At 55.7% G+C, this 26,876-nt stretch carries 23 protein-coding genes; 18 read left to right on the top strand and 5 right to left on the bottom strand.

The annotated features are described in order from the left end of the window. The first annotated feature begins 206 nt into the window (after positions 1-206). The 3 genes from hrcA (at position 207) to cobB (ending at position 2,832) form a co-directional block, all read left to right on the top strand. On the top strand, positions 207-1,265 hold the full coding sequence (gene hrcA, locus DY252_RS01805; protein ID WP_008888710.1) for a heat-inducible transcriptional repressor HrcA: 1,059 nt from the start codon (positions 207-209) through the stop codon (positions 1,263-1,265). Between the two features lie 51 nt (positions 1,266-1,316). Next, positions 1,317-1,958: a nucleotide exchange factor GrpE gene (gene grpE / locus DY252_RS01800; RefSeq protein WP_008888711.1), complete on the top strand. Its 642-nt coding sequence runs from the start codon at positions 1,317-1,319 to the stop codon at positions 1,956-1,958. Positions 1,959-2,085: 127 nt separating this feature from the next. Next, on the top strand, positions 2,086-2,832 hold the full coding sequence (gene cobB, locus DY252_RS01795; protein WP_064787889.1) for a Sir2 family NAD+-dependent deacetylase: 747 nt from the start codon (positions 2,086-2,088) through the stop codon (positions 2,830-2,832). Between the two features lie 9 nt (positions 2,833-2,841). On the opposite strand, the gene DY252_RS01790 is transcribed toward cobB, so the two are convergent. Continuing rightward, entirely contained in the window at positions 2,842-3,522 is a 681-nt protein-coding gene (locus DY252_RS01790; RefSeq protein WP_064787890.1) for an ArsR/SmtB family transcription factor, read from the bottom strand. Positions 3,523-3,613: 91 nt separating this feature from the next. Between DY252_RS01790 and DY252_RS01785 the strand changes: the two genes are divergently transcribed. Both DY252_RS01785 and DY252_RS01780 read left to right on the top strand, forming a co-directional pair. Then, entirely contained in the window at positions 3,614-3,943 is a 330-nt protein-coding gene (locus DY252_RS01785; RefSeq protein ID WP_064787891.1) for an NIPSNAP family protein, read from the top strand. Then, entirely contained in the window at positions 3,940-4,287 is a 348-nt protein-coding gene (locus DY252_RS01780) for an antibiotic biosynthesis monooxygenase family protein (protein ID WP_064787892.1), read from the top strand. Before DY252_RS01785 ends, DY252_RS01780 begins: the two co-directional genes overlap by 4 nt. Before the next feature lie 23 nt (positions 4,288-4,310). Here the strand turns inward: DY252_RS01780 and DY252_RS01775 are convergent, their stop codons facing one another. After that, positions 4,311-5,273: a DMT family transporter gene (locus DY252_RS01775; protein WP_064787893.1), complete on the bottom strand. Its 963-nt coding sequence runs from the start codon at positions 5,271-5,273 to the stop codon at positions 4,311-4,313. A gap of 247 nt (positions 5,274-5,520) precedes the next feature. Here DY252_RS01775 and DY252_RS01770 point away from each other — a divergent pair, with 247 nt between their 5' ends. The 9 genes from DY252_RS01770 (at position 5,521) to DY252_RS01730 (ending at position 13,509) form a co-directional block, all read left to right on the top strand. Continuing rightward, entirely contained in the window at positions 5,521-6,459 is a 939-nt protein-coding gene (locus tag DY252_RS01770) for a LysR family transcriptional regulator (protein WP_008888717.1), read from the top strand. 60 nt (positions 6,460-6,519) lie between these two features. Further along, the gene (gene galE, locus DY252_RS01765) at positions 6,520-7,530 is read left to right on the top strand and encodes a UDP-glucose 4-epimerase GalE (protein ID WP_064787894.1); all 1,011 of its coding nucleotides are present in this window, start codon (positions 6,520-6,522) and stop codon (positions 7,528-7,530) included. Between the two features lie 125 nt (positions 7,531-7,655). Then, positions 7,656-8,495 carry a glycosyltransferase family 2 protein gene (locus tag DY252_RS01760; RefSeq protein WP_082923401.1) on the top strand — a complete coding sequence of 280 codons (840 nt, stop codon included), beginning with the start codon at positions 7,656-7,658 and terminating at the stop codon, positions 8,493-8,495. A 166-nt stretch (positions 8,496-8,661) separates the two neighbouring features. Beyond that, complete coding sequence (ppa, locus tag DY252_RS01755; protein WP_008888719.1) at positions 8,662-9,186, top strand: inorganic diphosphatase; 525 nt, start codon at positions 8,662-8,664, stop codon at positions 9,184-9,186. Positions 9,187-9,358: 172 nt separating this feature from the next. Continuing rightward, on the top strand, positions 9,359-9,904 hold the full coding sequence (locus DY252_RS01750) for an O-acetyl-ADP-ribose deacetylase (protein ID WP_082923365.1): 546 nt from the start codon (positions 9,359-9,361) through the stop codon (positions 9,902-9,904). A 27-nt stretch (positions 9,905-9,931) separates the two neighbouring features. Then, entirely contained in the window at positions 9,932-10,474 is a 543-nt protein-coding gene (locus DY252_RS01745; RefSeq protein ID WP_064787896.1) for a L,D-transpeptidase family protein, read from the top strand. 69 nt (positions 10,475-10,543) lie between these two features. Beyond that, a complete protein-coding gene (locus DY252_RS01740; protein WP_008888722.1) occupies positions 10,544-11,518 on the top strand; it encodes a DUF2333 family protein in 975 nt (324 codons plus the stop codon). 162 nt (positions 11,519-11,680) lie between these two features. Further along, positions 11,681-12,250: a NifU family protein gene (locus DY252_RS01735; RefSeq protein WP_008888723.1), complete on the top strand. Its 570-nt coding sequence runs from the start codon at positions 11,681-11,683 to the stop codon at positions 12,248-12,250. Between the two features lie 269 nt (positions 12,251-12,519). Next, positions 12,520-13,509 carry a glucosaminidase domain-containing protein gene (locus DY252_RS01730; RefSeq protein WP_064787897.1) on the top strand — a complete coding sequence of 330 codons (990 nt, stop codon included), beginning with the start codon at positions 12,520-12,522 and terminating at the stop codon, positions 13,507-13,509. 100 nt (positions 13,510-13,609) lie between these two features. Here DY252_RS01730 and DY252_RS01725 read toward each other — a convergent pair whose 3' ends face one another. After that, a complete protein-coding gene (locus tag DY252_RS01725) occupies positions 13,610-14,068 on the bottom strand; it encodes a hypothetical protein (RefSeq protein ID WP_064787898.1) in 459 nt (152 codons plus the stop codon). Positions 14,069-14,351: 283 nt separating this feature from the next. Between DY252_RS01725 and DY252_RS01720 the strand changes: the two genes are divergently transcribed. Then, positions 14,352-15,557, top strand: a complete 1,206-nt coding sequence (locus DY252_RS01720; RefSeq protein ID WP_064787899.1) for an APC family permease — start codon at positions 14,352-14,354, stop codon at positions 15,555-15,557. Positions 15,558-15,633: 76 nt separating this feature from the next. On the opposite strand, the gene DY252_RS01715 is transcribed toward DY252_RS01720, so the two are convergent. Continuing rightward, positions 15,634-17,901, bottom strand: coding sequence for an NADP-dependent malic enzyme (locus tag DY252_RS01715; RefSeq protein WP_064787900.1), 2,268 nt, complete (start codon positions 17,899-17,901; stop codon positions 15,634-15,636). A gap of 523 nt (positions 17,902-18,424) precedes the next feature. After that, positions 18,425-18,925, bottom strand: a complete 501-nt coding sequence (locus DY252_RS01710) for a hypothetical protein (protein ID WP_063086338.1) — start codon at positions 18,923-18,925, stop codon at positions 18,425-18,427. 173 nt (positions 18,926-19,098) lie between these two features. On the opposite strand from DY252_RS01710, the gene mutS reads away from it, so the two are divergent. The 3 genes from mutS to murJ all read left to right on the top strand — a co-directional run bounded on the left by mutS (position 19,099) and on the right by murJ (position 26,834). Next, a complete protein-coding gene (gene mutS, locus DY252_RS01705; RefSeq protein ID WP_064787902.1) occupies positions 19,099-21,822 on the top strand; it encodes a DNA mismatch repair protein MutS in 2,724 nt (907 codons plus the stop codon). Positions 21,823-22,000: 178 nt separating this feature from the next. After that, positions 22,001-24,742: a [protein-PII] uridylyltransferase gene (locus DY252_RS01700; protein WP_064787903.1), complete on the top strand. Its 2,742-nt coding sequence runs from the start codon at positions 22,001-22,003 to the stop codon at positions 24,740-24,742. A 541-nt stretch (positions 24,743-25,283) separates the two neighbouring features. Continuing rightward, on the top strand, positions 25,284-26,834 hold the full coding sequence (gene murJ / locus DY252_RS01695) for a murein biosynthesis integral membrane protein MurJ (protein WP_064787904.1): 1,551 nt from the start codon (positions 25,284-25,286) through the stop codon (positions 26,832-26,834). The last annotated feature ends 42 nt before the right edge of the window (positions 26,835-26,876 follow it).

The following is a 26,876-nucleotide window of genomic DNA, read 5'->3' as shown; positions in this document are numbered from 1 at the left end:
GTGACCCACCAAACGTCCAGCAGTTTCCCCGGATGTTTTTATCTGTTCTGGTGCAATCCTGGCGCAAAGCAGTTAAACCAACAACTTCGACCAAACTTACAAGCTCGGCTTAGCAATAGGCCGTGCAATTGACGCAATGCGTTTGCCTGACTAAATTCTCCTCACGTTTTACGCTTCATCCATCTGGATCAATTGGCACGCAACACATGGCGCATTTTGACGATACATTGCTGGGCGACATGAATGCGCGGTCACGTGAAGTGTTCCGCCAAATTGTCGATGCCTATGTCGAAACCGGTGAACCGATCGGATCGCGGTCGATCGCGCGTCGCATGTCCGAAAACCTTTCGGCGGCGACCATTCGAAATGTCATGTCCGATCTTGAAGAAATGGGTCTTCTGGTCGCGCCGCACATTTCGGCCGGGCGCCTGCCAAGTGAAAAGGGCCTGCGCCTGTTTGTGAATGCCCTGATGGAGGTTGGCGACCTTCCCAATGCCGAGCGCGACCAACTGACCAAAAACTGCGAACAGGCGGGCTATTCACTTGATCAGATGCTGGGCGAAGCAACCACGATGTTGTCAGGCCTGTCGCGCTGTGCCGGACTGGTGGTTGCACCCAAGACCGATGGCATTCGCCTAAAACAGATCGAATTTGTGGCCCTGTCGCCGGGCAAGGTCCTGGCCGTGCTGGTAGCCCACAATGGCAGTGTCGAGAACCGAATCCTTGATGTTCCGCCTGATTTGCCCGCCTCGGCATTGACAGAAGCGGCAAACTATCTAAATACCCGGTTGGCTGGAAAGACGCTTGATGATGCGCGCCTTTTGATGACGAAGGAGCGTGATCGTCTCAAGCAGGAGCTTGATGAACTTTCCGCCAATCTGATTGATGCGGGCCTGGCAACATGGGCCGGCGGGGTCAAGGGATCGTCCCTGATTGTGAAGGGGCAATCCCAGCTGTTGGAAAATATCGATACGATTGAACAGCTTGAGACCGTGCGCCGCCTGTTTAACGTGCTCGAAGCCCGCGATCAGATGATTGAATTGCTCGATGTGACGACGGATGCCCAGGGCGTTCAGATTTTCATCGGGTCGGAGAATAAACTGTTCGGCGGATCGGGTCTTTCGATGGTGATTTCGCCCTATCAGAATGCTGAAGGCAGCATTGTGGGTGCAATCGGGGTTGTCGGACCGACCCGGATCAATTATGCCCGGATCATTCCGCTGGTCGATTACACCGCCAAGCTGGTCGGTCGACTGATTGGATAAATCGCGGCGCTGCGTGTCAGGCCGCATAACGTGAAAGTAGCAAGGTTAGCCATGTCGGAAACCGCAAAGAACACTCCGGAAGATCTGCAGGACGTCAATGCAGAGGAAACCGCTTCTGAAGAGGTCGCAGCAGAGGCGACCGAGGAAGTTGTTGAGGACGCTGCACCCCAGGACCCGATCGCCGCACTTGAAGCCGAAGTCGCGGAGCTCAAGGACCGTCTGCTGCGCCAGGCCGCCGAGGTGGAAAACACCCGCCGCCGCGCGAAAAAAGACGTCGAGGATGCCGGCAACTACGCCATCACCAAATTTGCCCGCGACCTTTTGGATGTCAGCGACAACCTGCGCCGCGCGCTTGATGCTGCGGGCGATACGTCCAATGCCGATCCGGCGATGAAAACCCTGTTTGACGGGGTCGAAATGACCGAACAGGCCCTGCAAAAGGCGCTTGAAAAGAACGGCATCGAAAAGCTCGAACCGCTTGGTGAAAAGCTTGACCCGAACAAACATCAGGCCGTGTTTGAACTGCCGCATCCGGAATATCCGGACGGCCACGTCGCACAGGTCATGCAGGCCGGTTACGTGCTTAAGGGCCGTTTGCTGCGCCCCGCCATGGTCGGTGTGACCAAGAATCCGGGCGGTGAAAAACCAAGCCAGACCGACACCCCGGGCGGCAACGTTGATACCTCTGCCTGAGGTCCTCAAAGAAGATAAACCGGTTTTAGTGGATCGGGTTTAAAAACAGCCTCGCCAGACATACTTGGCGAGGCTGTTTTATTTGCATTAGGCTGGCGACACAGACCACAAGCACAGGACCCCTCCCATGCCGCTTAACCCCAACCTGATCGACATTCTGCGCGATGAAAAAGCCCCGATTGTCATCCTGACCGGGGCTGGCATTTCCAAGGAAAGCGGACTGCATACCTTTCGCGATCCCGATGGCATCTGGGCGAGATACGATATTTCCGAGGTCGCAACGCCTGAGGCCTTCGTGAGTAATCCCGACCTGGTGCATCATTTCTACAACGACCGTCGGGCTGGCTTGCATGACCCGGATGTTCAACCCAATGCCGCCCATCTGGCCCTGGCCCGGCTAGAGGCCGAATGGCCCGGTGATGTGCTTCTGGTAACCCAGAACATTGATGACCTGCATGGCCGGGCCGGGTCCAAAAACCTCATCCACATGCATGGCGAGCTTTTGAAAATCTGCTGCAATCACTGTGATCTGCTGACCGATTGGCCGGGCGACCTTGCCAAGGAAACCCCCTGCCCACGTTGCGGTAAGCCCGGTGGATTGCGCCCGCATGTGGTGTGGTTTGGCGAAATGCCGCTCGAGATGGAACGCATTTACGCTGCCCTTGGCGATTGCGGGCTTTTCATCTCGATCGGGACATCGGGCAATGTCTATCCGGCGGCCGGATTTGTGCAAGTCGCCCATGAAGAAGCCGGGGCCGAAACGGTCGAGCTCAATCTTGAACCCAGTTCCGGTGCCACCAGTTTTGATCACAGCCGCTATGGTCCCGCCACCGAACTGGTCCCGGCCTTTGTTGCCGCCCTGCTCGGTGATTGATAGCTGGCCTTAAGGATTGATCAATTCACGGAATGATTTCTCGCCCGCATCGCTAAAGCGCACAATCCGCGACTCCGGCATCCGTCGGGCCCAACCAAGATCATAGAACCGGTCCAGCAACGCCGCCCCAAATGACCCCGCCAGATGCGATTGCCGGGCACTCCAATCAAGGCATTCCCGGCACAACGGCCGACGCTTGGTCCGCAAGCCATCGAGATCAATGCCAAACGTGTTGGCAAAATCGATCCCGGCCGGTGTCAGGGCAACACCATTGATGTTGCTTTCAATCAGTTTGCGTTTGGCAAGGCCGTCAAACAGCGCAACCCCCATATCCCCGGCCAGATGGTCATAACAAACCCGTGCCTTGCGCAGTTCCGGATCCTTGGGACCGGTGCGCACGCGGTTATGCCCGACCCGATTGGCAATCCCCATCAGGACTTCCAGTGCCTCGACAATATCAGGGCCGCTGAGCGTGAAATAACGATGCCTTCCCTGCTTGCGCGGCAAAACGATCTGACCGGCTTCAAGCTTTGCCAGATGCGAGCTGGCGGTCTGTGGCGTCACACCGGCTTCTTGGGCCAGCTCGGCCGCGGTTAATGCCCGACCACTCATAAGTGCTGTCAGCATATTTGCGCGCGCCGGATCGCCAAGCAATGCGGCCACGCGGGCGATATCGGGTCCTTCTTTCATAGTTAGATGCTAATCGAAGCATTAATGCGCGGCAATCGGGATAATGGGGCCGCGTCACCCAACAAGATGTTTCTCCTGAAAGGACGCTGTCATGATTACCTGCTTCATTCGCTATGAAATCGACCCTTACAAAAAAGACGCCTTCATTGAATATGCCCAGAACTGGGGGCAGGCCATCCCGCGTTGCGGGGCGGACCTTGTCGGCTATTTCGCCCCGCATGAAGGATCGGTCTCGACCGCCTATGGTATCTATCACTTGCCTGATCTGGCATCCTACGAAGCCTATCGCGCGCGTCTGAAAGACGATCCGCTGGGCCGCGAGAACTACGAATTTTCCCAGCGAGAGAAATTCATCCTGCGCGAAGAACGCCAGTTTCTGAAAATTGCCTCCACCCCGCATACGGAGCTGATCAAACCATGATTGCCGTCATTTTCGAGGTCACACCGCGCGAAGGGCGCTATGACGATTACCTTGCGATTGCCGGTGATCTCAAACCCGTGCTTGAAACCATGGATGGCTTTATTTCAATCGAACGGTTTCAAAGCCTGACCAATCCCGGCAAGGTTCTATCGCTGTCCTTCTGGCGCGATGAGGACGCAATTGCCGCCTGGCGCAATCTGGGCGAGCACCGTACCGCCCAGATCAAGGGACGGCACAAAATTTTTGAAGATTACCGTTTGCGGGTGGCTGGCGTGATCCGTGATTACGGCCTTCATGACCGTGATCAGGCCCCGGATGACTCCCGCGCACAGCATGATCGCTGATCTGTAACGTCGATTATCGGGGCTCAGGCCTTTGCCGGTTTCGGGGATGCTTCTTCATCCCCGATTTCGCTACTCTCGGCAAATTCGGCAAATTCTTCTTCCACAGCATCCTCGACCGCTTTGGCACCGCCCTTGTAATCAAGCAGCATTACGGCCAGCACCACAATGCCTGCCCCGATGAAAATCACCGGCACCGGCAGCATGTCAAAGAAGATCAAATCCATCGCGACCGAGAATGGCAGGGCCGTATAGGCCGCAGGCGACACCACACTGGCATCCGCAACCCTGACAGCACGCAGCACCATGTAGTTGGTCAGCATGGCAAAGAAACCGGCACCCGACGCATAAAGCCAGTCGGCCATTGACGCCGGATACCAGGTGATCATCGCAATCGGCACCCAGATCGCAACCGCGATGATCTGTGGCCAGAACAGCATGGAAAAATTGGTTTCGGTCCGGGTCAGTACCTTGGCAAACAAAGTCTGGGCGGAAAAACAGAACGCCCCGATCAGGGCCGCGGCCACACCCAGCGGCACGCCAAAGCCATCCATCCGCGGCACACACATCACCCACACGCCAACAAGGCCCAGAAGGGTTGCGATGATTTTGCGCGGGGTCAGTTTCTCGCCCAAGATCACCACCGCCAACATCACGGTCAGCAAGGCTTCGATAAACAAATAGGCATTGACCTCGGCGATGCTCATCTGGCGCAGCGCAAAGAACACAAAGAACAGCGATCCGTACCACAAAACGCCACGCGCAATATGCGCCACCGGGCGGCGCGTGCGGATCTGACGCGTGCCGATAAACATGATGATGACCAGGAACACCGCAACGGTGGTCAGGGCACGCATCGCAAGGATCTGCGAGGTCGGCACATCATGCGAGACAAGCTTGGCACAAACATCGACAAAAACGCCCGATGCCATGGCAGCCGTCATCCACAGGACACCGCGGAAATTTCCGCTCAGTCGCGTTGCGGTCATGGTCAATCCCGGTTTCGAAAGGAATGTTGGGGTTTCCGGCAGTTGGGGGGAGGCTGCTTACGTGGTGGCGCAAGGAGGCATAAGTCATTACGGCCGGAAACCCTGTATGACGATGATATTGCCTGCTTGTTTGGAAAAATACGAATGAAGCTTTTTCAGCCATTGTTGAGATTTTTTTGGTCCACTTTTCGATCAGGCCTGATAGACAGAATAAAAGACAGTAATGCTCTCCGGATGGAAACCCACGATGCGCAGAAAGCTCCCACCGTTGCGCGCCCTTGTCGCCTTTGAAGCCACTGCACGCCATCAAAGCGTGAAGGGGGCCGCAGAAGAATTGCATGTCACGCAAAGTGCGATCAGTCATCAGCTCCGCCAGCTTGAAGAAAACCTTGGCGTGGTGCTGTTTACCCGCAAGGGCCGTGGATTGACCCTGACCAAGTCGGCCGAGCTGCTTTTGCCGCGCCTGACAGAGGCGCTTGATGGCATCGCCGATATCACTGGCGAAGTCGGCCCAGACAAGGGCAAGGCGATCCGCATCGGGGCGCTGGCGACCCCGGCACTCACCGTGCTGCTGTATGAGCTTGATAACCTGCGCGACCGGCTGCCCGCCGACATTCCCGTGCAGTTTCGCAAGATCGAATTTGATGACGGACTTGATCCGCTTGAAATTGATCTCGCCCTTCAGATCGCGCCAAAGGACCTGCCCGGTCCCGAAGACTGGATTACCGAGCTTCTGACCCCTGAAGTCTATACCGCCTTCGCCGCCCCGGAATGGCTCGCAAAGCGCGGCTATGATGCCAGCAATGTTGACGTCGCGACACTCGGCCCGCGCGATATCCTGTTGATCGACAGTGACAGCGAACAGTTCTCCCAGATCGAACAATGGTTCAAGGATGCCAGCTTCTCGCTGGCTGATTGCTGGACCTTTAGCCACCATATCTGGGCGCTTGAGGCCGCACGCGCCGGTCAGGGCATCGTTGCCAGCACCGATGTTGTGGCGCGCAATTACGTTGAGCGCGGTGAACTGGTGCCGCTTAATTTCCCGGATTTCATTTCACACTGGTGGTATCGCCTGCTGATCCGCCCGGCCCGCGAAAAAGACCCGATCGTCATCGAAGCCGCCAACTGGATCCGCGAACTGATCAACCCGAAAACCGCATCCCTTGCGCGCAAAAAGGTGATGTGAGCATATTTTTTGCTGCGCGTTCTCTAACTCGGCTCAGGAACAAAGTAGTAATTCCATTTCATGCAAAACATTTTGATAACAGGCGGTGCGGGATATATCGGATCGCACATTTGCATCAAGCTTCGCGAAAGTGGCTACCAACCGGTTGTGTTTGATAACCTTTCAAATGGTCACCGCGATGCTGTTTCCTCAGATGTTCCGTTTATCCACGCCGATATTCGCGACAGTGCCGCCTTGAATAAGGCTTTTGATGATTTCAAGCCTGCTGCCGTCATTCACATGGCCGCTCTGATTGAAGCTGGCGCTTCGATGGTCGAACCGGCCAGGTTTTATGAAGTCAACACTGCCGGGGCGCTGAACCTGCTTGAAGCGATGCGACGCAATGGCTGCAACCACATTGTTTTTTCGTCAACGGCTGCGGTCTATGGCAATCGGGATGAGGGGCTGCTGTCCGAGACGCTCGAGGTCCGGGCGGAAAACCCCTATGGCCGCTCAAAAGCCATGGTCGAAACCATGCTTAGGGACTACGCCGATATTTACGGCTTTCACGCCATTGCACTTCGCTACTTCAATGCTGCGGGCGCCGACCCGGAAGGCCGCACGGGCGAAAGGCATGATCCAGAAACCCATCTTATCCCGCTGGTTTTACAAACTGCTGCCGGTCAACGCGACCATATCAAGATTTATGGCACGGACTATGACACGCCCGATGGAACCTGCATTCGCGACTATATTCACGTTGATGATCTTGCCAGCGCCCACGTCAAGGCGCTTTCGCATGTCATCGCGTCCGAGAATGCTGCTTTCGATGCCGTCAATATCGGCACAGGCGAAGGCTGTTCCGTCAAAGAGATCATCCAACTTTGCAAAGAGATCACCGGTCGGGATTTCAGCGTGATAAAAGATGCACGTCGCCCCGGAGACCCCGCCAAACTGGTTGCAAACCCGGCCAAGGCGCAAGACATGCTTGGTTGGTGCGCCAACTATCCGTCCCCACGCCAGATCATCGCGCATGCCTGGGCCTATTATCAGAAAAACATGAGAAAACCCGGTAAACCAGACGCTCAGTGATCTTTACAGGCGCGTGACAGTATCAATTCTGTATTGATCGTCAGCGCGGTCGGAAATACTGTCTGCTCACACTGATTTGGTGCTTCCAGAAGCGGACACCACAAGCAACATTTAGGGGTATGTTAGTGCATAAGGTCTCAGTCATCGTTTCGACCTATAATTGGCCAGAAGCGCTGGAAATGGTTTTGCAATCACTGATCGACCAGAAGGACGATAACTTCGAGGTGATTGTTGCTGATGATGGCTCAGGGCCGGAAACCGCGCAGACCATTGCCAAGATGCAAAAAAAATCCCCGGTGCCGATCAAACATTTCTGGCAGGAAGATCAGGGATACCGGCTGTCGCGCGTGCGCAACGGCGCCATCGCGATGTCCGAAGGTGACATCATTGTGTTTACCGACGGTGATTGCTGCCTGATGTCGAACTTTGTTTCAAGCCACCGCAAAGCGGCCGAAGCAAACTGCTTTGTCACAGGCAAACGTGTCTTCCTAAAGGAACGCTTTACCAAGCTTGCGATGAAGAACCGTCTACGGTTCCACAAATGGCCACGTGCGATCCTCTTCATGCTGGGCCTGACGGGCAACTGCAATCGCCCATTTCAGTTCATTCCGATCCCGCAAAGCCAGAAAAGCCTGTGGGAGCACGCCAATTGCTGGAAGAAAGCACAGGGGTGCAATATTGCGGCCTTCAAGAATGATATCTTAAAGATTGGTGGCTTCGACGAAGCCTATGAAGGCCATGGATTGGAAGATTCAGATTTCGTACTCCGCATGATCCGGGCGGGTATCCGACGCAAAAATGTTGAATATACCTCTCCTGTCTTGCATCTCTTCCACGGTCGTTCGATGCCCAGCCGTCATGCAAACGCATCAAAGAACCCGGGTTATTTCAATAATCTTGAGGCAGAAGCAGACCGCTTCACGCCTGTGAAAAGCTCTTTGCTGCCGGTTGCCGAAACCGCCTAGGGTTTCTGATCAAAAGTATCATTTCCTGCCCCCTTGGAAGCGACGGCGTTTCGCGATAAAAGGTCGGCATCATTTTCCTTCGGATGCGTCTTTGCATCTTAGAAGCTCATATCAGCCGCCCTGGTGATCGGGGCATGCGTTCAAAAAGCGAAAGGGATTTTCCCAGATGGATCTCAGCAAGATTGCCGTTGGCAAGGATGTTCCGTGGGACGTAAACGTCGTCATCGAAATTCCGCAGGGTGGACCGGTCAAGTACGAAGTCGATAAAGACTCCGGTGCTGTTTTTGTTGACCGTTTCCTGCACACCTCGATGTATTACCCGGTCAACTATGGCTTCATCCCCAACACGCTTGGTGAAGACGGTGATCCGGTTGACGCCATGGTCATGTTCCGTGAGCCGGTCGTAGCCGGTTCGGTGATCCGCGCACGTCCGATCGGTGTTCTGATCATGGAAGACGAAGCCGGTCAGGACGAAAAACTGATCTGCGTTCCGCATGACAAGATCGACCCGTATTACACCGACATCAAATCCCACGAAGATCTGCCGCAGATCCTGCGCGATCAGATCCAGCACTTCTTCGAGCGTTACAAAGACCTCGAAAAAGGCAAATGGGTTAAGGTCACCGGTTGGGAAGGCGCTGAAAAAGCTGCCAAACTGATCGAAGAAGGTGTGACCCGCCTCGGCAAATAAGCCGCATTCAACCCGTCTTCGGACAGGCACCGGATTTAAAAATGCAACGTTCCGTCAGATCTGGCGGAGCGTTGTTTTTTGACTTATTGGTCGCGCAACACTACTTTGGTGCAGGGGCGCCACCCTTACAGGTTGGTATTGAGGGAAGAATTCACGTTTCAGGATACTATTCGTGACCCACAAAAACGCGCCCGACAAAACCCATGCCATCAAAATTACCGTCGGCGACATCACCACACTTGATGTCGATGCCATCGTCAATGCCGCCAACGAAGCCCTGTTGCCCGGCGGTGGCGTATGCGGTGCGATCCATCATGCGGCGGGTCCTGAACTGGCAAACGCCTGCCGACCGCTTGCCCCTTGCCCGACGGGTGAGGGCAGAATCACACCGGGATTTAACCTGAAGGCCAAATACGTCATCCACACCGTCGGCCCGGTCTGGCATGGCGGGAACCATGGTGAGGCCGATCTGCTGGCAAGCTGTTATCGCAATTCAATCTTGCTGGCGGTCGAGAACAATCTCGCCTCTGTGGCGTTTCCTGCCATATCCACCGGGATATTTGGCTATCCGGAAGACCAGGCAGCCAAAATCGCCGTATCAACGATTTGTGAGCTGACTGGCGAATTGGCGCAAATGCCACAAATTTACCTTTGTTGTTTCTCACCATTGGCGCGTCAGCATATTGAAGCTGCGTGCCAGCACCATGCCAGCACATGATCGAATTCGATAAGGTCCATCAATAGAATGCAAAGCGACGCTGCTGCACCTTCGCCGTCCCAACCGCTTGAACTGTTTGCTTCGCCAGACGGGGTGCTGAGCGTGGGTGAACACACTTTTCGCTGTGCCCTTGGGATCAATGGCGTGATTGATGCCGACCAGAAAACAGAAGGCGATGGCAAAACGCCGGCCGGTCGCTGGCAGCTGCGCTATGTGATGTATCGTGCTGATCGCAGACCCAGCCCGCGCACCAAGCTTCCGGTCACCACCATTTCATTTTCCGACGGCTGGTGTGATGATCCCGGTCATCCCGACTATAACTGCCCGGTCCGCCTGCCGTTTGATGCCAGCCATGAAAAGCTGTTTCGCAAGGATGATCTCTATAACATCATCGTCGTTCTGGGCCATAATGATGACCCGCCCGTGCCCGGAAAGGGATCGGCGATCTTCATGCATATCGCCAAACCCGATTATGCCGGCACCGAAGGGTGTGTTGCCTTGGCCGAGAAGGATCTTGAGACACTGCTTGGACTGGCAACCTTTGAGACGTTCATTACCATCACTGCGTAAAATCATGGACTTGCCGTTTGGGTGTACAGCGCCTAGGTTCAATTGCCGGATCAATTCACAGGACAAGTCATGATTGAAGACGATTATCTCTATAAAAAAGGCGGCGTTGCAGGATTTGGTTCCCGACTGAAAGCTATTTTCGGTTCGGGCAAGTTTTGGGTGCGCAGCCTTGGTGTGATCGTTCTGATTGCCGTGATCTATTATCCGGCGGGCATGGCGATTGTGCATCGTATCGATGACAACCCCGACTTTATCGGCAATTACAAAGGCGGCAGTCATGCGGTCAACACCGCCGCAGCCCTGATTGATCGCGAGGTCAACCAGAACCGCTGGACCGCGAACGACCCGTTCTTCCTGCCAAGTGCGGCCCTTGATAACATGCCGAACTTCCAGACCGGGATTGTCTATGCCCTGTCGCGCTTTGCGATCGAGCTTTCCGATCAGATCGGGCGCGCCCGTGGGTCAAGCCAGGTTGACCCGGATCTGGACGATGCCGCCGGCCTTTTGAAATTCCGTGGCGACAAATGGGTGTTTGATCCCAGCGTTTCGCTGCTGCCCGGTGTCACGTCTGAGCAGCAATACCGTCAGGCAATCCGGTCCCTGCAAAACTACAATACCCGTCTGACCAACGGGAATGCGGTTTTTGAACGCCGTGCCGACAACCTTCAGGAAACACTGAACCGCATTGCCAATGACCTTGGCTCGGCCTCTGCCCTGATTGATGATAAGGTGGAAAATCCGTCGATCTTTGATCGCACGGCAGATGACGTTTTCTATGCCACCAAGGGCCGCCTTTATGCCTATAGCCTGATCTTGCGCGATCTTGGCACCGACTTCGAACAGATCATCAATGAACGCCAGATCGCATCGGTCTGGGCAGAAATGATCGGATCCCTGCAAGCGGCGGCCGCACTTGACCCGATGGTGGTTGTGAACGGCTCGGCCGATGGCATCGTCTTCCCTAACCATCTGGCGGGGCTTGGTTTCTATCTTTTGCGGGCCCGTACCCAGATGCGCGAAATCAGCAGCATTCTGCAACGTTGACGTCAATGTGATCACGAAACACGCCATCCGGAATACCTGAGTTGCGCGCTGCGACTTGATCTTTTGTGGTTTTTGCCCCATTTAGGGCCTAACCAAATGAAATAGAGATTGTTGAGTGGGCAGCATAAGTCCCGACAATCAGAGTGAGAGGACAAGCCGAAAATGTTCATTCAGACCGAACCGACCCCGAATCCGGCGACACTCAAATTCCTTCCGGGCGAAGAAGTCATGGGCCGTCTTGGCACCGCCAACTTCGTCAAGGGTGACGAAGCCATCAAATCGCCGCTTGCCCGCAAGCTGTTTGAAATTGATGGCATTGCCGGTGTTTTCCTCGGCGGTGATTTCATCACCATCACCAAGGATGACTCCAAGGACTGGCAGACCCTGAAACCGCAGATTCTTGGCGGGATCATGGAACATTACACGTCCGGTCAGCCGGTTCTTGATCAGGATTCCAACGCCGCCACCGGTACCAGCTCTGCTGCCGAAGGCGATGATGAGCTGGTCAGCCAGATCAAGGAACTGCTTGATACCCGCGTGCGCCCGGCCGTGGCACAGGATGGTGGTGACATCGTCTTCCACCGTTTCGAAGATGGCGTGGTCTTCCTTGAAATGCACGGCGCATGCGCTGGCTGCCCGAGCAGCACCGCGACGCTCAAGATGGGCATCGAAAACATGCTGCGTTATTACGTGCCCGAAGTTCAGGCCGTCGAACCGGTCATGGCTGACTGAGCCTGACCCGGTTTTCAGCCACCTCATCGACAAGATGGCGTCCGACCATCCGGTGAACTGACCGCGCACGGATTTACGAGTCGTTAACAAATTCAGACGCCCGGCGTGAACTTTAACCCGCGCCGGGCGTAAAAATTATGCGCTGAACGAAAAGGTTTTCTTGGCGTTTTCAACTCTCGGAGATATTGCCCGTTGCGATCATCGCGCGCGGCAGGCATAGATAACCTCCACTTGGGATGGACAGTTCGACTGATCCTGGAGATTCAACAATGACTAGCGCAAAAACAAACAGTTACAGGAATGTTGCGCTCGCTTCGATTTTCGGAGCGGTTTTTTTCCTGTATATTGGGCTTTTCGCCGGAATTGATCTTTCTCCAACTCCGGAAGGTTTCGAGACAGAAACCGTCGAAGTCACGGCAGATGAAGCCGTTATCAAAAAGAAGAAAACGGTTTATCGCCGCGGTCCTGAAGTCATCGCACTCAGCCAGTATTTCAAAAGCATTGGCTATCACCTCAATGAGGTAGGCGAAGTTCCGCGCGTCTATATCAAGCGCGTGCCCGAAGGCCTTGGCGAACTGGCATCGGTTGAAGAGCGCAAACAGCTTTTCCTGAAAATCATGCTGCCGCTGGCCATGCGCGTGAATGAAGAAATCACCGCGCGCCGCGAACGCCTGATGGCCATTCAGGCCAAGGGCATTTCCGGCACCCCGGTCAGCCAGGCCGATCAGCAATGGGTCAATCAGCTGATGAAGCGCTATCGCGTGACCGATGGCGGCATCAACGCCCTGCTTGAGCGCATTGACGTTATCCCGACCTCACTGATCCTTGCCCAGTCGGCAGAGGAAAGTGGTTGGGGCACGTCACGCTTTGTGCGCAAAGGCAACGCCCTGTTTGGTCAATGGGCCTGGGGCGACGATGAAGGCATCGTGCCGAAAGATCGCGAAGATGGCAAAACCCACGTCATCAAGGCCTTTGGTAGCCTGATGGACAGTGTGCGCGCCTATGCACGCAACATCAACTCGCACCCGGCCTATCAGGAATTGCGCGAACGTCGCGCAACCCTTCGCGCAGAAGGCAAGTTTATCAGTGGCTGGGAACTGGCCGAGACCCTGACCAAATATTCCGAGCGCGGCGAGGAATATGTCGACAGCCTGCATGCCATCATGAGTGTGAACGGGCTGAACGAGCTTGATGGTCTTGATTTTGCGGCAGGCGATGTCCCGCCGCCGCCAAAGGTGCTCGCCGCCCTTGAGGAATAATCCCAAGGGACAAAAGAGATAGATCAGGCACCAAGCCAGATAAGCAAATAAAAAGGGACCCGCTCGGGTCCCTTTTTGCTTCGGATATTCAGAAGACCCGTTATGGCCGTCCGCGATAAATCCAGCCCTTTTCCGATTTCAGCAACCGGATTTCATCCTCGACCACCCGACGGTCGCCCACCTTGTATTCGCCTTCCTTGAGCGTCAGCATCTTGGTTTTCACCAGATCAAGCGCATCACGCACCGTGCTGCCGACATCGTCCATCGTTCCGGCCGCCTTGCCCTTTTCGGTCACGTCATCGGCAAAGTCGGCAACCGTGCGATCAAACACCAGCTCATAGCGCACCATAACAATCATCTCGTCATCGCCTTCGGCGATGCTGTTGGTCTTGGTCACGTTTTCAACATGGCCGACCTTGGCATAGGGATCATCACGAAACCGTTCGATCACAGCCGTGGTGATTTCATCGGCACTTGGCCCGCTGGCCTGTTCATCCTCGCAGGCCGCAAGCAGCGGCAAAAACACGATAAGGGCGAAAAACCGGGTCAACTGGCCCATGAGCGATTCCTGTTTTCTGGTCGTTTTGCGATTTGCCTGACTTCTGCCGCCATGATGTGGCAAAAATCAGGTCATCTGTCACATCCTGCCAACAATAACGTCGACAACGGGATATCTATGCCAAACAGGTTACCATTCATCCCGGTGAAGACTGCAGGCTGATTTTATTCGTGGGATCCCTGATGGCAACGATACAGACACCATCCGATATGCTAATCGACACCAACCAGCTTACAGTCCTTGAAAATCAGGACGCCACCACCCGAAAGTCCGAGCAAAAAACGTGATATTCGATTTGATCATTGCCATCGCAACTGTCGGCATTGCGATTGTGCTGTCCATGCCCCGCGTTTCGCGCTCCACCACCTGGCGCGCTGTCGTGACGCCGCTAGCCTCGATCATCGGCAGTGGTTTCTTGCTGCTCGGTCCGGTGCTTAATCTGGGATATGGCGGTTATGCGCCGCTTGTGATGCTGGCACTTTGTGGTGTGGCTTATCTGTATGGCGCGGTGATCCGAAACAACATCCAAGCCGGCGAAGAAGCCATCATTGACGGCACCTATGGCAAACTCGCAAAGCGTGTTGAAACCCTTTCTTCTTGGGCGCTTGCCTTTGCCTACATCATTTCGGTGACCTATTACCTCAATCTGCTCGGCGCCTTTTCGCTGAGCCTGACGCCATTTGATTCCACCCTTGATGCCAAACTGATGACCAGTGGCGTCTTTGGCATCATTGTCATGGTTGGCTGGTCACGCGGATTCAAAAGCCTTGAGCGGCTTGAATATGTCTCGGTCGGTTTGAAATTGGCAATCATTACCGGGCTTCTGGTCGGGCTGATGGCCCATTTCAGCAAGCAGGCCATTGACGAGAAACTGATTTTCAATCCCCAGAACGTCACCGGATGGTCAGCCATTACCATGACCTTTGGTCTTTTGATTACGGTTCAGGGGTTCGAAACATCGCGCTATCTGGGATCAAGCTATGATGCCAAAACCCGTATTCGATCCATGCGCCTTGCCCAATGGCTTTCGACCCTGATCTATCTGATTTACATCCTTCTGATTTCCTATGTTTTCGCCCCTGGTCAGATGTCGTCCTCGGAAACGGGCATTATCGACATGATGGGGATCGTCGCCCCGATCCTGCCCTTCATGCTGGTGGCGGCTGCCATGGCATCACAATTCAGTGCCGCAATTGCCGATACCAGCGGATCGGGTGGACTGTTTGCCCAACTGTCGCGAAACCGCATTACCGAGCCACAGGCCTATCTGGCGCTGGGGATTATCGGTATCGCCCTTACCTGGTCGGCGGACATCTTCGCGATTGTCAGTTTTGCATCGCGCGCCTTTGCCATCTATTACGGTCTGCAAGCAGCCTTGGCGGCCATCATTTCCGTCCGCCGTGGCAATAATCCTGGCAAGGCCGCGTTCTTTGTCCTGCTGGCCGCCTTGGGGGCCGCCATCGCCATTCTGGGTCAGCCGGTCGAATAAGCCCCAGCCCCGAACAGAAAAAAGGCGGAGACTGATTAAGCAGCTCCGCCTTTCTGATGTTTGATTTTGGCTCGGCTTAGCCGTGCTCTGCCTCGTGGGCAGCAAGGGCTGCGAGGTTCACAAGATCGTTCACGGTTGCCCCCATCTGGGCGATCTGGGCCGGTTTTTCCAGACCGATCATCACCGGACCAACCACCGTGCCACCACCAAGCTTATCAAGCAGTTTGGATGCCGTGGTCGCTGCGTGCAGTGCCGGCATCACCAGAACGTTGGCCGGACCTGACAGACGGCAGAACGGATAAAGCTTCAGAAGCTCGGTATCGAGTGCCACATCAACTGCCATGTCGCCATCGAACTCGAAATCGACATTGCTGCTTTCAAGGATGCCGACAGCTTCGCGGATACGGTCGGTATCCTCGCTATACGGGTTACCGAAGGTCGAGTGCGAAACCATCGCCACACGCGGCTCATGCCCCATCTGACGGGCCTTGGCGGCCGCCTGAATGGCGATCTCGGCCAGTTCCTCTGCATTGGGCAGGTTGTGCACACGGGTATCGGCGATGAACACCGTCCGGCCCTTGGCAATCGCGATTGACAGCCCCATCGGGATTTCACCCGGTTTGGCATCGATCACACCGGCAACATCGGCGAAGCTTCGATTGAAGTTCCGGGTAAGGCCGGTGATCAGACCATCGGCATGACCCTGTGCCACCATGACAGAGGCAAACACGTTACGCTTCTGGTTGACCATGCGCTGGCAATCACGCCACAGGAAGCCTTTGCGCTGCAGGCGCTGATAGAGGAACTCGGCATATTCCGCATTATGCTTGGAAAGGGCCGCGTTGCTGATTTCAACACCATCAAGGCTTTCAATACCAAGCTTCTTGGCACTTTCATGGATGCGGTCTTCGCGCCCGATCAGGATCGGCGTGCCATAGCCCGAATTGCGATACGCCACCGCTGCGCGGATCACGGTTTCTTCCTCGCCCTCGGCAAAGGCGATGCGTTTCGGGTGCGCACGGACGTAATCGGAAATCAGCTGCAAATGGGCGGCCGTCGGATCAAGACGACCACGCAGCTGATTTTCATATTCTTCCATATCAATGATCGGACGACGCGCCACACCGCTATCCATCGCGGCCTGGGCAACCGCCTTGGGCACGGCGGTAATCAGGCGCGGGTCAAACGGGGCCGGGATGATGTATTCCGGACCATATTGCAAACGACGCCCGGAGTATGCCGCTGCCACTTCATCTGGCACGTCTTCACGGGCAAGCGATGCCACCGCGTGGGCTGCGGCAATCTTCATGTCCTCGTTGATCGTGGATGCCTGAACATCAAGCGCGCCACGGAAGATATACGGGAAGCCAAGCACGTTGTTGATCTGGTTGGGATAGTCCGAACGCCCGGTGGCGCAAATTGCGTCATCACGAATAGCAGCAACATCTTCCGGGGAAATTTCCGGATCCGGGTTGGCCATGGCAAAGATGATCGGCTGTTTGGCCATGCTTTTGACCATGGCGGATGTCACCGCCCCCTTGACCGACAGGCCAAAGAACGCATCAGCACCCTTCATCGCATCGTCAAGCGACCGTGCATCGGTATCGGCCGCATGGGCCGATTTCCACTGGTTCATGCCGTCTTCGCGGCCCTTGTAGATCACCCCGCGCGAGTCACACATGATCACGTTGTCATGGGCAACACCCATGCTTTTGACCAGCTCGCAACACGCAATCGCGGCCGCACCGGCCCCGTTGATGACAAGCTTGATGTCTTCAAGTTTGCGACCCGTCAGGTCGCAGGCATTAATCAGGCCCGATGCCGCAATGATCGCCGTGCCATGCTGGTCATCATGAAACACCGGAATGTCCATGACTTCGCGCAGGCGCTGTTCGATGATGAAACATTCCGGCGCCTTGATGTCTTCAAGGTTGATCCCGCCGAATGATGCGCCCAGGAAGCGTACGCAATTGACGAACTCGTCAACATCCTCGGTCGACACTTCAAGATCGAACCCGTCCACATCGGCAAAGCGTTTGAACAGAACCGCCTTGCCTTCCATCACCGGCTTGGAGGCCAGTGCACCAAGGTTGCCAAGGCCAAGCACGGCGGTGCCGTTGGAAATGACCGCAACGATGTTGCCCTTGGAGGTATAATCATAGGCAGTCGCCGGGTTCTTGGCGATTTCAAGACACGGCACCGCAACACCCGGTGAATAGGCGAGCGAGAGGTCGCGCTGAGTGGTCAGCGGTTTGGATGCGGTGATTTCGATTTTGCCGGGGCGGCCGCTGGAATGAAACAGCAGCGCTTCACGGTCACGAACCTTGATTTCTGTATCTGACATTGTGTTTTTCACTGACGCTTGCGTGGTGAGATGGAAAGCAACCTGTACGGTCTGTTTTGTTCTTAAGTTCTGATTTTCCTGATCGACAAGTTTGCAGCGTGGGACCGTCTTGTCGGACCGCCCAATAAATCAGGCTTCGCGCCCCGGGTCAAAGGCGACGTTAACGGCAACCGCAAAATTACGTAGCGTTTTCCGTATGTTGCGGCGCAACATTGACCTCTGATCCGACCCGTTTCACATGCGCAAACGCAATGGCGCATACGCCCGGCTCAACGACCAAGCCGCCGTGACCGGCAGTAAGTGTTGGTTTTTCAGAGGCGTAATCACGCGTGCGCAAACAGCCCTTGGGCTTGCAGTTCTTGTTGCGCCGCGCAAACCGACCCGCCGATGGGTACCGATATGAACTTTCCACGATACGAAAAACGGGGGCCAATGCCCCCGTGTTCCTGTTACCTTACCGGCATAATCAATCGTTCTCGGCGGACTCTGTCATGCAGCTGCCCGCCACGCCAAAACGTGCGGATTACTTCGGCGAATGCAGATGGATGTTGGTCGCACCATTCTGTTCAAGAATGGCACGTGCCTTGGCCTCGGCACCTTCATGGTCCGGGTCGATCCGAACCCACAGAATGACCGATCCGGCATCGACCGCACGGGCGAAATCCTCGGTATGCGGGGTAGAGGTCACTTCTTCGATAAATTCACGAAGTGCGACTGCGCCAACACCGGCTCCGACCGCAATGGCGGCTGCCGCCGTCGCAGCGCCACCAAACAATGCAATCGCACCGGACGCCACCAGCGGCACTTCATATTTGGTTTCACCCACCAGTGCGGTCAGCACATCGGACCAGGACCGACCATCCTTGCCAGCCACATCAATGGATTCGTGAGAGCTTAAAACCGACAGATCGGTGCGTTCAAACCCGGCATCGCGGAGCGCACGCAGAGCCGCATCGAAACCGTCCTTGGTATCAAACAGTCCGACCAGTTCCGGGGCCTGCGGGATGGTCTGTTCTTCTGCCATTTTGTACGCTCCTTGCTCACTGTTATTCTGTCGCGAAAAACGACAGTTGGTTGTTGGTCACGATCTTTATATATTCGCAGAAATTCAGGCGTTGCAATGGCATAGATCAAGTTTTATCACCCCGCCAGTTTCCTGCTCTCGTCTTTGCCTTCAGGGTTTGCTATCAAGTCATCATGAACCAGATCGCCGATAAATCCGATACCACACCGACCGCACCTTCTTTTTCCAGAGACGGCGCGACGCCAATGATGATGCAGTTCCTTGAAATCAAGGAACAGTATCAGGACTGCCTGCTGTTTTATCGGATGGGCGATTTCTACGAGCTGTTCTTTGACGATGCGGTCAAAGCCGCCGAAGCCCTTGATATTGCCCTGACAAAACGTGGCAAGCATCAAGGTAACGAAATTCCCATGGCCGGTGTTCCCGTCCATAGTCACGAAACCTATCTGCAACGTCTGATCCGCAAGGGTTTCCGGGTGGCCGTCTGTGAACAGATGGAAGACCCGGCCGAGGCCAAGAAACGCGGCGCCAAATCGGTGGTCAAACGCGGTGTTGTCCGCCTGATCACGCCGGGCACCCTTACCGAAGACAGCCTGCTGGATGCACGGCGCCACAATTATCTGGCCGCCGTATCGGAAGTCCGCGGCAAAATCGGGCTGGCGTGGCTTGATATGTCGACCGGTGATTTCTTTGTTCAGCCGTGCGAAATGGCCGGTCTTGGCGCCGCCCTTGCCCGGCTTGATCCGGGTGAAATCCTGTTTTCGGAAAAGATGCTGAACCGCGCGGAAGTGTTCGACATCTATGCCGAATATAAAAACATCATCACCCCGCAGCCGACCGCACGCTTTGATGCTGAAAATGCGCAGCTCAGGCTTAAGAAGCTTTATGAGGTCGAGGCCCTTGATGCCTTTGGCGGATTTGAGATCGCCGAACTTTCGGCCGCCGGTGCGCTGATTGATTATGTCGAGCTGACCCAAAAGGGCCAGATGCCCCGCCTTGCCCCGCCAACCCGCGTGGCAGAGGGGGCGGCAATGGAAATCGATGCCGCGACCCGTCGATCGCTGGAGCTGATCCAGACCCAGTCTGGCGAACGCAAGGGATCGTTGTTGTCCGTCATTGACCGCACCCGCACGGGTGCAGGTGCCCGTTTGTTGGCGGCCCGCCTGTCCGCCCCGCTGACCAACGCGGACGAGGTCAACAAGCGCCTTGATCTGGTGGAATATTTCCATGATCGCGATGGCTTGCGGTCTGATCTGCGTGCCGCCCTTGGCGAATGCCCGGATATTGAACGCGCGTTGTCACGCCTGTCGGTCGGGCGTGGTGGTCCGCGTGATCTGGCCGCGATGCGTGATGGCCTGTCCTGCGCCTTTGCGATTGGCAATCTTCTGAATAAACCCGATGGCGGCAATGATGGCCTGACCGCCCAACCGGAAGCCCTTTCTGATCATTTGACCATGATAGGCCATCACGGCGATCTGATTGATCTGTTGCGCCGGGCAATTGCCGAAAGCCTGCCGCTTCTGGCCCGCGATGGCGGCTTTATCGCCGGGGGGTATCACCCGCCGCTTGATGAGCTGCGCATGCTTTCAAGTGAAAGCAAAAAGCTGATCGCCAATTTGCAGGCCCGCTATACCGAGCAAACCGGGATTTCCAATCTTAAGGTCAAGCACAACAACGTACTTGGCTATTTCATTGAAGTATCGGCCAAAACCGCCGACAAGATGATGGAGATGGATGAGTTTATCCACCGCCAGACCATGGCCAATGCGGTGCGCTTTACCACCGTCGAGCTGTCCGAACTTGAAAGCAAGGTCTCCAAGGCTGGTGATCAGGCGCTTGCGCTTGAACTTGAACTGTTTGACGAACTGGTGGCAGCCGTTCTGGCCAAGGCCGATGACATCGCCAAATGTGCAAGTGCGCTGGCCGGGCTTGATGTATCGGCGGCACTGGCCGAACTCGCCCGCGATCAGGGGTGCATTCGCCCCAACATTGATAACAGCCTTGCCTTTGACATCACCGCGGGTCGCCATCCTGTGGTCGAGGCCGCCTTGCGTGAAAATGGCGACGCACCCTTTGTTGCCAATGATTGCCGCCTTGAAGATGAACAAAGCCTGTGGCTGATCACCGGTCCGAACATGGCCGGTAAATCGACCTTCCTGCGCCAGAATGCCCTGATTGCCGTGCTGGCCCAGATCGGCGCGTTCGTTCCGGCGGCCAAGGCCCATATCGGGGTGATTGACCGGCTGTTTTCGCGCGTCGGTGCGGCCGATGATCTCGCACGTGGGCGATCGACCTTCATGGTCGAAATGGTGGAAACCGCATCGATCCTTAATCAGGCAACCGACCGGTCGCTGGTGATTTTGGATGAAATCGGCCGTGGCACCGCGACCTTTGATGGTCTGTCGATTGCCTGGGCCGTGGTTGAAAACCTGCATGAAATCAATCAGTGCCGTGGTCTTTTCGCCACCCACTATCACGAACTAACGGCGTTGGCGGCCAAGCTCAAACACCTGTCGTGCCACACCATGCTGATCAAGGAATGGCAGGGCGAGGTCGTCTTCCTCCATGAAGTCGGTGCGGGCAGTGCGGATCGATCTTATGGCATTCACGTCGCCCAGCTGGCCGGCCTGCCAAAGCCCGTGATCAAGCGCGCCGAACAGGTGCTTAAAACCCTTGAAAAGGGCGAACAGGGTGGCGCGGTGTCCAAGCTTGCCGATGACCTGCCGCTGTTTGCGGTTGCCATCGAACAGGCCGCCAAAGAGGAACGCACAAGCGCCCCGGCGCTGTCGGATGCGCAAAAGGCGCTGCTTGATGCGGTTGCCGATCTTGATCCCGATAACATGACCCCGCGCGAAGCCCTTGATGCGCTGTATCGTCTTCAGTCGCTGAAGGGCTGATCACCTGCAAAACAGGCGGCCTATCCCCATATCAGGTGCGTGTCTGCCGATCGGACTTGCACACGCATTTGATGCGGATAGATGAAATTGGCGCTATGGTGCGGCAACTGTTAAGAAAATTGATATATAAACCCTGTCGCCGACAGACCGCACGCCAGGGCCGAGGAAACCGACCAACGTGACCTACAAGATCAAGAAGCAGCGCGAAATCATCGACCGCAAAAAGGTCTTTGCCGAGCTTGAGGCCATCGCCAACGATCCGGCACTCAAAAGCTTCAAACAGCGCACCGCCGTTCTCAACAAGCTGAAATCAGTGCTTGAGGCCGGGCGATCTGTTATCCGCGCACGCTTCGAAGAAAGCAACTCCGGGCAGGACACCGTCTTTTCCAACAGTTTCCTGATGGATCAGATCGTCCGCCTGATCCATGATTTTGCCACCACGTTCGTCTATCCGCTGCACAATCCGACCAATGAACAACGCATGTCAGTCGTCGCCGTCGGCGGCTATGGCCGCGGTGACATGGCGCCGCATTCCGATGTCGATATCCTGTTTCTGTTTCCCTACAAACAGACCGCACATGGCGAACAGGTCGTTGAGTTCATTCTTTATATGCTGTGGGATCTGGGGCTTAAGGTAGGTCATGCGACGCGATCTGTCGATGATTGCCTGCGCATGGGCAAACAGGACATCACCATTCGCACCAACCTGCTTGAAAGCCGGTTCGTCTGGGGTGATGAGGATACCTATAAACTGTTTCGCACCCGATTCATGGAAGAGCTGGTCAAGGGCAGCGGTATCGAGTTCATCGAAAAGAAGCTTGGCGAACGCGATGAACGCCACACCCGCATGGGCGATTCACGCTATGTGGTCGAACCCAACGTCAAGGACGGTAAGGGCGGACTTCGCGACCTTCACACCCTGTTCTGGATTGGCAAATACCTTTATCGCGTCAATTCCCCGATGGAACTGGTCGATCTCAAGGTCCTGACGCGCAAGGAGGCGCGCGGCTTCTTGAAGGCGCAGAACTTCCTGTGGGCGGTGCGTTGCTGGTTGCATTATCTGTCTGATCGCGAAGAAGACCGCCTGACGTTCGATATGCAGCGCGATATCGCCGAACGGCTTGGCTATACCGATCATGCCGGGGCATCGGGCGTCGAACGCTTCATGAAGCACTATTATCTGATGGTGAAGCATGTCGGGAACCTGACACGCATCTTCTGCGCCGCCCTTGAAGAAAGCCATCAGCGCCGCCCGCTGATCCGTTTTCCGGGCAAACTGTTTGGCACCAAGGAAATTGACGGGTTTGAACTGCGCAATGAACGCCTGACGGTCGAAAGCCTTGATGTCTTTAAGAACGACCCGATCAAGATTTTGCGCCTGTTTCTGGTTGCCCATCAAAACCGGGTTGGCATTCATCCCGAAACGCTGCGCTGGATCACGCAAAGCCTGAAATATGTTGATCACAAGCTGCAAAACGATCCGGACGCCAACGAGGTTTTCCTTGAAATCCTAACCCAGCGCGACAGCCCGGATGTAACGCTCCGCAAGATGAACGAGGCCGGTGTACTGGGGCGTTTCATCCCCGATTTCGGCCGTGTCGTTGCCCAGATGCAATACGACATGTACCACACCTACACCGTGGACGAGCATACCATCCGCGCCATCGGCGTGCTTAATCAGATCGAGTCCGGCGAACTTGCCGAAGACGCCCCGGTTGCCACCCGCATCATGGGTCAGGTGATTTCACGCCGTGTGCTGTATGTCGCGGTATTGCTCCATGACATTGCCAAGGGCCGTGGTGGCGATCATTCCGAGCTCGGGGCCGAAGTCGCCGAAAAGCTCTGCCCGCGGCTGGGTCTGTCGCCGGCCGATACCGAGGCGGTCGCCTGGCTGGTCAAGGCACATCTGTGGATGAGCCTGACCGCGTTCAAACGCGATCTCAATGACCCCAGCACCATTCGCGCCTTTGCCGATCTGGTGCAATCGCAGGAACGCCTGCGCCTGTTGCTTTGCCTGACGGTGGCTGATATCCGCGCGGTGGGTCCCAATGTCTGGAACGGCTGGAAGGCAACCCTTCTGCGTGAACTTTACTATGCCACCGATGATATGCTTTCGGGGGGCCTGAATGCCGATAGCCGCGATTCGCGCGTCGAAAATGCGCAAAACGCGCTGCGCGAGGCGCTGAAAGACTGGCCCGAACAGGATATCGAGGACTTTATCGAACGCGGCTATCCGTCCTATTGGCTGAGCTTTGATACCGAAATCCACGTCCATCACGCCCATCTGACCCGTGATGCCCGAAATTCCGGGGCCGAGATCACGGTCGATGTCCGCATCGATACCGAAATTGATGCCACTGAAATCACCGTCCACACCACCGACCATCCCGGCCTGTTTTCCCAGATTGCAGGCGCAATGGCACTGTGCGGGGCCAACGTGGTCGATGCAAAGATCCTGACCCTTGCAGATGGCATGGCACTCGATACCTTTTTCGTGCAGGACACCAATGGCGAGGCGTTTAACGACTCCACCAAACTTGATCGCCTGCGCGACACGCTGGAAAAGGTCATTTCCGGGCAGATTCGCCCCAGTCAGGAAATCGAACGCCGCCAGACCAAGGACAACAAGCACCGCACCGCGGTGTTCAAGGTCGAACCGAATGTCATTATCGACAACAAGGCCAGCCGCACCCACACGGTGATTGAAATCACCGCCCGTGACCGGTTGGGCCTGCTTTATGACATCACGCGGGCACTCCGTGATCTTTCGATGCAGATTGCCTCTGCGCGCATTTCCACCTTTGGCGAGCGCGCGGTTGACGTCTTCTATGTCAAGGATGTGTTCGGGCTCAAGATCGACAGCCGCACCAAGTTTGTCCAGGTCAAGGAAACCCTGACCCAGGCGATTCGCAACGACTAGCGCGTTTTACAATCGCCGCAAAAAAACAAACCGGATCGATCCAATACCCATGCGCTACCCTAGACAACGCCACGGTATGGATCAGATCCGGATGTACCGGCCGATAAGGCCAGTAAACTGCTCGAATTATATTTCTTTGGAAATTGTGACGGACGAGGAAGGGTAAAACCAAACCCGACAGCGTGACCTGTTATTCACGGTGTCGAAATCCTCGGAGTGCAGCAGGTTGAGGTGGATACCGTATTTCCCCGCCCGTCCAATATGAGGCTCGCGTCCCAACGAACCCTCAGCGAATGTGAATATGCGGGTGTTGCAACTGTTTTTCTGTGACGGCTGTCACAGGGACCCCAAAAAAATCACCTAATTCAATCACTTTCACAAAAATGCGATATACGCCGCGGTTTTAGGCCTCAAAAATTACGACTATTTTCACCTTCGACTGTCAGATTTCTGTGCATCAAACGTGAAAATACCGCAATCGCACGTCATCACCGGCAGAATCGCGCCCTTTGGTGACACTTAAATACGGAACGCTTAACGAATGTCGCTTGTCCGCTCTATCGCCACGGTGAGTGGCTTTACGCTGTTATCCCGCCTTCTGGGATTTTGCCGCGATATTCTGATTGCCGGGATGCTCGGTGCGGGCGGCATGGCCGATGCGTTCTTTGTGGCGTTCAAGTTTCCCAACCTGTTTCGCCGCCTGTTTGGCGAAGGGGCGTTTTCCGCGGCCTTCATCCCGCTTTTGGCCGGCGACATTGAAAAACGCGGCATGGACGCGGCCCGCGAATTTGCCGCCCGCGCCATGTCGATGCTGATCCTGATCACCGGTTTTCTGGTCGCAATCATCGAAATCCTGATGCCCTGGGCGATGTATGTGTTTGCGCCGGGTTTTGCCGAAAATCCCGAAAAGTTCGAACTTGCCGTCGAACTGTCGCGCATCACGTTTCCCTATCTTGCCTTCATATCCGCCGTCGCCCTGATGTCAGGCGTGATGAATACGCTGCATCGCTATGCCGCCGCCGCCGCCGCCCCGATTATTCTCAATATCTGCCTGATTGCGGCCTTGCTCGGCTTGGCACCGGTGACCGAAACCCCGGCCCATGCCTTGGCTTGGGGGGTGGCGATTGCCGGTGTGGCACAGTTCCTGATGCTGGTGATTGCCTGCAAGCGGGTCGGCTTTGCCATCAAATGGCAGATGCCGCGTGTTGATGACCGCATCAAGCTTTTGGGCAAACGCATGATCCCCGGCATGATTGGCGCCGGTGTCTACCAGATCAATCTTCTGATCGACACCATGCTGGCCTCCCTTGTCTCTGATGGCGCGGTCTCCTGGCTGTATTACGCAGATCGCGTGCAACAATTGCCACTGGGTGTGATTGGCATTGCGATTGGCACCGCGCTTTTGCCGACCCTGTCGCGCCAATTGCAGGGTGATGATGCCAAAACCGCGATGTATAGCCAGAATCGCGGCATTGAAATCGCCCTTCTTCTGACCCTTCCGGCCGCCATCGCCCTTGGTGTGATGGGCTTGCCGGTGATCAATGTTCTTTTTGAACGCGGTGCATTTGGCGCGGAAGAAACCCTGATGACCGGCATGGCATTGACCGTGTTTGCCTTTGGCCTGCCGGCCTCGGTTCTGGTCAAGGTGTTGGCACCCGGTTTCTTTGCGCGCGAAGACACCAAAACACCGATCCGTATCGGCATTTCCTGCATGGTGCTCAATATCATTCTGATCGTGGTGCTGATGCCATGGTTCGGGCATCTTGGCATTGCGGCGGCAACATCTGTTTCGGTCTGGGTCAATGCGACCTCGCTTGGTTTTATTTTGCATCGGCGCGGCGATCTGACCTTTGATGCCCGCCTTGCCCGGCGCATCCCGCGCATCCTTGTCGCATCCGCACTGATGGGATCGGCACTCTGGTTTGCGATTGATGCCTTCTGGCAAAATGATGCGCTTTCGATCACCCGCATCATCACCATGGCGGTGATTGTGACCGGTGGCATGGCGATCTATGCGATTGCGGCCCAACTGCTTGGTGCGACCAGCTTTTCCGAGCTCAAGGCGACGCTCAAACGCGGAAAACCAGCCTGATCGCAATTAATCGACACGTTTCCAGACAAGCAGCTTGACCAA

It is taken from the genome of Thalassospira indica, assembly GCF_003403095.1.
In the GTDB taxonomy this organism is placed as follows: domain Bacteria; phylum Pseudomonadota; class Alphaproteobacteria; order Rhodospirillales; family Thalassospiraceae; genus Thalassospira; species Thalassospira indica.
The sequence above is the reverse complement of the archived record's forward strand: the minus strand, read 5'-3'. Positions and strand labels throughout refer to the sequence as shown.

Bases quoted from the DNA above. Each gene is read 5' to 3' on its own strand.
- DY252_RS01715 (WP_064787900.1), bottom strand. From the start codon at position 17,901: ATGTCAGATACAGAAATCAAGGTTCGTGACCGTGAAGCGCTGCTGTTT.
- DY252_RS01775 (WP_064787893.1), bottom strand. From the start codon at position 5,273: ATGACCGCAACGCGACTGAGCGGAAATTTCCGCGGTGTCCTGTGGATG.
- DY252_RS01785 (WP_064787891.1), top strand. From the start codon at position 3,614: ATGATTACCTGCTTCATTCGCTATGAAATCGACCCTTACAAAAAAGAC.
- DY252_RS01780 (WP_064787892.1), top strand. From the start codon at position 3,940: ATGATTGCCGTCATTTTCGAGGTCACACCGCGCGAAGGGCGCTATGAC.
- DY252_RS01725 (WP_064787898.1), bottom strand. From the start codon at position 14,068: ATGGGCCAGTTGACCCGGTTTTTCGCCCTTATCGTGTTTTTGCCGCTG.
- DY252_RS01735 (WP_008888723.1), top strand. From the start codon at position 11,681: ATGTTCATTCAGACCGAACCGACCCCGAATCCGGCGACACTCAAATTC.
- mutS (WP_064787902.1), top strand. From the start codon at position 19,099: ATGAACCAGATCGCCGATAAATCCGATACCACACCGACCGCACCTTCT.
- DY252_RS01740 (WP_008888722.1), top strand. From the start codon at position 10,544: ATGATTGAAGACGATTATCTCTATAAAAAAGGCGGCGTTGCAGGATTT.
- murJ (WP_064787904.1), top strand. From the start codon at position 25,284: ATGTCGCTTGTCCGCTCTATCGCCACGGTGAGTGGCTTTACGCTGTTA.
- DY252_RS01710 (WP_063086338.1), bottom strand. From the start codon at position 18,925: ATGGCAGAAGAACAGACCATCCCGCAGGCCCCGGAACTGGTCGGACTG.
- galE (WP_064787894.1), top strand. From the start codon at position 6,520: ATGCAAAACATTTTGATAACAGGCGGTGCGGGATATATCGGATCGCAC.
- ppa (WP_008888719.1), top strand. From the start codon at position 8,662: ATGGATCTCAGCAAGATTGCCGTTGGCAAGGATGTTCCGTGGGACGTA.
- grpE (WP_008888711.1), top strand. From the start codon at position 1,317: ATGTCGGAAACCGCAAAGAACACTCCGGAAGATCTGCAGGACGTCAAT.
- cobB (WP_064787889.1), top strand. From the start codon at position 2,086: ATGCCGCTTAACCCCAACCTGATCGACATTCTGCGCGATGAAAAAGCC.
- hrcA (WP_008888710.1), top strand. From the start codon at position 207: ATGGCGCATTTTGACGATACATTGCTGGGCGACATGAATGCGCGGTCA.
- DY252_RS01770 (WP_008888717.1), top strand. From the start codon at position 5,521: ATGCGCAGAAAGCTCCCACCGTTGCGCGCCCTTGTCGCCTTTGAAGCC.
- DY252_RS01730 (WP_064787897.1), top strand. From the start codon at position 12,520: ATGACTAGCGCAAAAACAAACAGTTACAGGAATGTTGCGCTCGCTTCG.
- DY252_RS01745 (WP_064787896.1), top strand. From the start codon at position 9,932: ATGCAAAGCGACGCTGCTGCACCTTCGCCGTCCCAACCGCTTGAACTG.
- DY252_RS01790 (WP_064787890.1), bottom strand. From the start codon at position 3,522: ATGAAAGAAGGACCCGATATCGCCCGCGTGGCCGCATTGCTTGGCGAT.